The 6,373-nt window shown below is 50.9% G+C and carries 5 protein-coding genes; all 5 read left to right on the forward strand.

Annotated elements, in window-relative coordinates:
• Positions 1-49 precede the first annotated feature (49 nt).
• Complete coding sequence (locus EA408_01250; GenBank protein TVR75022.1) at positions 50-3,118, forward strand: DUF2723 domain-containing protein; 3,069 nt, start codon at positions 50-52, stop codon at positions 3,116-3,118.
• Positions 3,119-3,217: 99 nt separating this feature from the next.
• Complete coding sequence (locus EA408_01255; GenBank protein ID TVR75023.1) at positions 3,218-3,616, forward strand: Rrf2 family transcriptional regulator; 399 nt, start codon at positions 3,218-3,220, stop codon at positions 3,614-3,616.
• A 152-nt stretch (positions 3,617-3,768) separates the two neighbouring features.
• Positions 3,769-4,833 (forward strand): 4Fe-4S ferredoxin, encoded by a 1,065-nt coding sequence (locus tag EA408_01260; protein TVR75024.1) that lies wholly within the window; start codon positions 3,769-3,771, stop codon positions 4,831-4,833.
• A gap of 109 nt (positions 4,834-4,942) precedes the next feature.
• On the forward strand, positions 4,943-5,419 hold the full coding sequence (locus tag EA408_01265) for a DUF1360 domain-containing protein (GenBank protein ID TVR75025.1): 477 nt from the start codon (positions 4,943-4,945) through the stop codon (positions 5,417-5,419).
• A gap of 119 nt (positions 5,420-5,538) precedes the next feature.
• Positions 5,539-6,373: hydroxylamine reductase (locus EA408_01270; GenBank protein TVR75028.1), on the forward strand; the 835-nt coding region annotated here is incomplete at its 3' end.

The following is a 6,373-nucleotide window of genomic DNA, read 5'->3' on the forward strand; positions in this document are numbered from 1 at the left end:
GCCAGTTGATATAGTCTGCCATAAAAACATATCCGAAAAAACAATGCCAATGACTGTGCCGTCATACAAAAAAATCAACATTATCGGGGGCTGGGTGGTCTTTCTCGTGGCCACCGCCGTCTATTTCATGACCCTGGAGCCTACAGCAAGCTGGTGGGACTGCAGTGAGCGTATAACTGCAGCATACAAGCTGGAGGTTCCGCATCCGCCGGGTGCTCCCCTCTTCATGCTGATGGGCAGGATGTTCACGATGCTGGCTCCCGATCCCTCGCTGGCGGCGATTTTTATGAATGCCATGTCGGCCCTTGCCGCATCGGCAACGGTCATGCTGCTGTTCTGGATAATTACCCACATCGGCAAAAAGATCATATCTCCCGGACGGGAGCCGTCACTGCCTGAAACCATGGCGCTGATGGGAGCAGCACTGGTTGGCTCAATGGCATTCTGTTTTACCGACACCCAGTGGTTCATAGCTGTAGAGGCAGAGGCCTATGCAACGAGCGGACTCTTTACGGCGCTGGTGTTCTGGGCCATACTCAAGTGGGAGAATGTGGCCGACCAGAAATACTCGGCAAGCTGGCTGATACTTATTACATACCTGATGGGGCTCTCGATAGGGGTACACCTGCTCAACCTGCTGGCGATACCGGCAATTGTATTCGTCTATTACTTCAAAAAATATCCGGTAACCACAAAAGGTATCCTTTATACAATCATTGTTTCCGTAATACTTCTTGGAACCTTCGTCTTTGCAATCATTCCCGGGGTGGTAAGGATTGCAAGTGTTTTTGAACTGGCTTTTGTCAACTCATTCGGGCTACCCTACCATAGCGGGGTGCTGTTCTTTATCTTGCTGGTGGCAGGACTGCTGGCATACGGGATGTGGTACACGCACAAGAACCGCAAGCCGGTGCTTAACACCATATTGCTTGGACTCACAATGGTGCTTATAGGCTACTCAACATATACGGTAGTTGTTATCCGCTCCTCGGCCGGTCCGCCAATGGACCAGAACTCCCCCGACAACATCTTCTCTCTGATCTCCTACCTGGGCCGTGAACAGTATGGTGCGGCCCCCCTGCTGTTCGGGCAGTACTATTCGGCGCCCCAGACAGATGTGAAGGACGGCAGGATGCAATACATCATGGAAGACGGACGCTACGTGGAGACAACCCCGCGTGTTGAAGCGGAGTTCCACTCTGACTTTACCGGGTTTTTCCCGCGCATGTGGAGCAGCGGCAGCCAGGGGCACATCAGGGAGTATGAAAGATGGGGAAGGGTACAGGGGAGGCAGGTAAGGGTCACCATTGACGGAGAGGCCCGTACGATCATACGCCCCACCTTTGCAGAGAACATTCGCTTTTTCCTCAGGTACCAGGTGTGGCACATGTACGGAAGATATTTTATGTGGAATTTTGTGGGCAGGCAGAATGACATTCAGGGCCATGGCGAGCTGCTCAGGGGCAACTGGTTGAGCGGAATAAGATTTCTGGATGAGCTGCGACTCGGTCCCCAGTCTGATCTGCCCGACCATATTGCCAACCACCCGGCGCGCAACACTTATTACGGGTTACCGCTGCTGCTGGGGTTGATCGGATTGTTCTTCCATTACAAACGGCACAAAAATGATTTTACGGTGGTGCTGCTGCTCTTCTTTTTTACCGGACTGGCAATCATTATTTACCTTAACCAGACGCCGTTACAGCCCAGGGAGAGGGACTACACCTACGCCGGTTCATTCATGGCCTTCTCAATATGGATCGGGCTGGGTGTGCTGGCTATTATCGAGACCCTGAGAAAAAAGATCCCACTGAAGATAAGCGCCATTGTGACGACTGTTGTTACATTCCTGCTGGTGCCCGGACTTCTGGCATCGGAGAACTGGGACGACCATGACCGGTCGGGCAGGTTCACTGCAAGGGATTTTGCATTCAACTATCTCAACAGCACGGCTCCGAATGCCATACTCTTCACACATGGCGACAATGACACCTTCCCCCTTTGGTACGCCCAGGAGGTGGAGGGTGTGCGGACCGATGTGAGGGTGGTTAACCTGATGCTGCTTAACGCGGAATGGTACATCACCCAGATGAAAAAGAAGCAGAACGATTCGCCCCCGGTGCCATTTTCACTGCCCCGCCACAAATATGTTGACGGCACTCACAGCTTCATCTATATGGTTGAAAGGTTTGAGGACTACATTGATGTAAGGAGGGTGATAGAATTTTTGGCTGATGACAGCGACCGCAGCAAGATCAGGGTGTCCAGGAACAGGATAATTGATTTCGTACCCACCAAAAACTTTCGTGTAACGGTTGACGCCGACAAGGTTATTGAGAACGGGACCGTTGCACCGGAGCTCAGGGATCAGATCGTTGAGTCGATCGACTGGCGCATTGATGAGCCCTACCTGATAAAAAACCAGATGATGGTTCTCGACCTGCTGGCCAACAACGACTGGGAGAGACCGATATACTTTGTAAGCGGGGGGACAGATGATGCACTGGGACTGGAGCCATGGTTCCAGCTGGAGGGATTTGCCTACAGGCTTGTTCCGATATATACTGAGAGTGATGATTTTGACCAGGGCAGGGTCAATACCGAAGTGATGTACGAAAACTTCATGCACAAGTTCGACTGGGGCAGGATGAACGAGCCCGACGTCTACCTTTGCCATTACAACTTACGTACGCTCAGCATACTCAGGCTCAGGCACAAGTTTGCGCGGCTGGCAAACGCCCTTACCGAAGAGGGAGATGCCACAAGGGCCATCAGGGTGCTGGACCGCTGCATGGAGCTGATGCCTGTTGACAGGGTGCCGTATGAGTTCATGATGCTCTCTGTGGCAGAAGCCTATTACCTGGCCGGCGCCAACGGGCAGGCCAATGAACTGGTAAGGGGATACTTTGATCATCTGGCAGATCTGCTGGACTATTACCTGCGGTTCCCGGGGCATCTCGCCGTCCAGCTCGAAAGTGAAAAGAGGTCCTCTATCCAGATTATGAATGAGCTTGTGCGAATGGCCCAGATGTTCGGGCAGGAGGAGCTTCGCAATGAGCTCAGGCCGGTAGTCGACAGCTACATGGAAAGGCTGACGGCAACGGCACAGGCCAGGTAGGGTTTTTTTAAAATAGTCTTTACTATTTTGAATTTTACTGAAATAATTTGTTTATTTGTAATATAATTATTCAGGTAATTAATTACTTTTAAATCTTCAATGTCAAAAATAGTTGCTATATCTGAGGCTGCCTCCATTGCATTGCATGGCATGATACTGATTGCCAAGTCAAACCCGTCGATCAATGTGATGCAGATAGCCGAACGCACCGGCGCAAGCAGGCATCATGTTGCAAAGATCATGCAGCGGCTTGCAAAAAACAATTACCTCTCTTCCCACAGGGGGCCAAGCGGCGGGTTCATGCTGCGCAAAAAGCCGGAGGAAATAACCTTCCTTGAGATTTACGAGGCGATAGAAGGGGAGATCGAGGTAACCCCCTGCCCGCTTGACAAACCAGTATGCCCGTTCGACAAGTGCATCATGAACAACGTCACCAACAAGATGACAAATAAGTTCAGGGAGCATCTTGAAAAGCAGACCCTCGACCAGTACATTTAAATTCTCATTTTTTGATATGATTTTTTTGGTGTGAATTTGCACGATTCAAATTTTAACCTTATATTTGGGTATTTAATTACTCTTATGCCTCTTAGTACTGAAATTACTTATTTATTATATACATAAGCGACCATTTTTAATATCATGATAAAATGAAGAGGGAGATCATAAAAATTGATGAGGATAAATGCAACGGATGCGGCTTGTGCATTCCAAACTGCCATGAGGGGGCTCTGCAGATAATAGACGGCAAGGCAAGGCTGATAAGCGACCTGATGTGCGACGGACTGGGTGCATGCATTGGTCATTGCCCGGAAGGCGCAATGGAGATTGAACTCCGCGAAGCCGAACCATATGACGAAGTGAAGGTGATAGCCTTAATGGCTGAAAAGGGAAGGAATGTAGTTACAGCCCATCTGAAACACCTGAAAGACCACGGTGAATTTGTATTCCTGAGGCAGGCCGTTGAGTGGCTGATGGAGAATGACGGCAGCGTGGACTTCCCCGTAAGGGAGGTAATACAGGAGGTGCACTTCTACAGGCCCGGCCAGGAACATGCTGAACCTGCCGGTGAAGAGGCAGGTCACACCCACGCCGGTGGCGGTTGCGGAGGAGGAGCCGGGCAAGGCCATCACCACCATGCAGGTGCGACTGGCCTGGCAGCGGGCGGGGGTTGCCCGGGGTCAAGGTCAGTGAGCTTTGCAGCACCGGCCGCGAGCGCCGGCGGCAAAGATCCGGCAGGTCAGGGCACGGCACAAAACGGTGCGCTACAGATCGACCCGGCACAAAACGGGACGGCACAACACGGCGCTGCCACGGCAGGTGGCGGTACGCAATCCCAGCTGGCACAGTGGCCGGTACAGATGCATCTTATCAATCCGCGCGCCTCGCACTTTGCCGGGTCGGACCTTTTGCTGGCGGCGGACTGTGTGGCTTATGCCGCCGGCAACTTTCACAATGATTACCTTAAGGGCAAAACCCTTGCCATTGCATGCCCTAAGCTGGACTCCAACCGTGAAGTCTACCTGGAGAAACTGGTGAGCCTCGTGAGGGATGCAAAAATCAATACGCTGACAGTAATGAAAATGGAAGTGCCGTGCTGCAGCGGAATTGAACAGATGGCGGTGGCCGCAGTTGAGAGGGCCGGCAGGAAAGTGCCGGTAAAATCCATTACCCTGGGCATAAGGGGCGATGTGATTGATGACAGGTGGCTCTGAAATAAGCTGCTGCAGGGCAGCCAACCATTATTGACACCAGTGGGGCTGATTGAACCAATTTCCATCAATTTTGTCTACATTTACGGCAATAACTGATAAGCAGACAAAAATGGAAATGTCAAAGACAGAGAGAATCTGGAACATGGTGTCAATGTTCGTGTTCGTTCTTTTACTTATTGGACTTGGATTCCTTATGGATGTGAGGGATACGGGCATCGGCAACATTGGCATCCTCGATCTGGTATTGATCAGTTTAGCCACCTACAGGATGATAAGGCTGATGGTTTATGACCGGATCTTCAAGCTTGTACGCGACATCAGCCGCTCTTTCGAGGGAATCGGGATCGGCGATTCGCTCAGGGCGATCATTACCTGCCCGTGGTGCGCCGGGGTCTGGATAGCGCTCTTCAACGTGGGCATTTTCCTGCTTGTCCCCTACGGTGATCTCTTCATCTACATCATGGCCATAGCCGGTGTTGCAACTCTTTTCCAGCTTGGCGTAAACATCCTCGGTATTATTGCCGAAGAGAAACAGATCGACCTGAAAGAAAAAAGAGAAAAGACCGGCTTCCGGAAACCCTTGTAAAAACAATTCTCCCCATCCATAAAGAATAAAATTCTACCCTGAGTCAGCTATTGACTCGAGGGCTTAAATAGTATATATTTACAAACAGGTATTTTAACCCTTAAAAACCAGAATTAATTATGAGTATGTTTTGTTTTCAGTGCCAGGAAACAGCCAAAGGCACAGGCTGTACAATAAGGGGAGTTTGTGGAAAGACAGATGATGTCGCGGGACTCCAGGATGTTTTGATGTTCGTTTGTAAGGGCATCTCGATTTACTCAACCGCTGCCCGGAAAGCGGGCATTGAAAAGTCCGCTATCAACAAATTCATCGTCGACTCGCTGTTTGCTACCATCACAAATGCAAACTTCGACCGTGATGTTTTTGTAAGACGTATACAGGAGGGACTTGAAATGCGCAACAAGCTGCGGCTTGAGCTTGAAAAAAAGGGTGTAAGTCCGCAAGGGCCGCTGCATGAATCGGCCACATGGCAGGCCTTTACACCTGATGAATTTGAGCGCAAGGCACAGACAGTAAGTGTGCTGGCAACGGAAAATGAGGATGTTCGTTCGCTGCGCGAGCTCATTACCTACGGGGTGAAGGGTATGGCGGCATACACCGAGCACGCCTGGAACCTCGACCACGAGGACCCGGATCTGTACAAATTCATGCAGGAGGCGCTGGTTGCAACAACCCGCGATGACCTGACGGTTGAAGAGCTGGTTGCGCTTGTGCTGGAGACCGGCAAGTACGGGGTAACAGCCATGGCGCTGCTTGACAAGGCCAACACCTCAGCCTACGGCAACCCTGAAATAACAAAGGTAAACATCGGTACCGGCAACAACCCCGGCATACTGATAAGCGGGCATGACCTGAAAGATATGCAGGAGCTGCTTGAGCAGACTGAGGGAACAGGCGTTGATGTTTACACCCACAGCGAAATGCTGCCGGCAAACTATTACCCGGCATTCAAAA

Source organism: Marinilabiliales bacterium, from assembly GCA_007695015.1.
Taxonomy (GTDB): Bacteria; Bacteroidota; Bacteroidia; order Bacteroidales; family PUMT01; genus PXAP01.

Coding starts and splice junctions, on each gene's coding strand:
- EA408_01265 (TVR75025.1), top strand. CDS start 4,943: ATGGAAATGTCAAAGACAGAGAGAATCTGGAACATGGTGTCAATGTTC.
- EA408_01255 (TVR75023.1), top strand. CDS start 3,218: ATGTCAAAAATAGTTGCTATATCTGAGGCTGCCTCCATTGCATTGCAT.
- EA408_01260 (TVR75024.1), top strand. CDS start 3,769: ATGAAGAGGGAGATCATAAAAATTGATGAGGATAAATGCAACGGATGC.
- EA408_01250 (TVR75022.1), top strand. CDS start 50: ATGACTGTGCCGTCATACAAAAAAATCAACATTATCGGGGGCTGGGTG.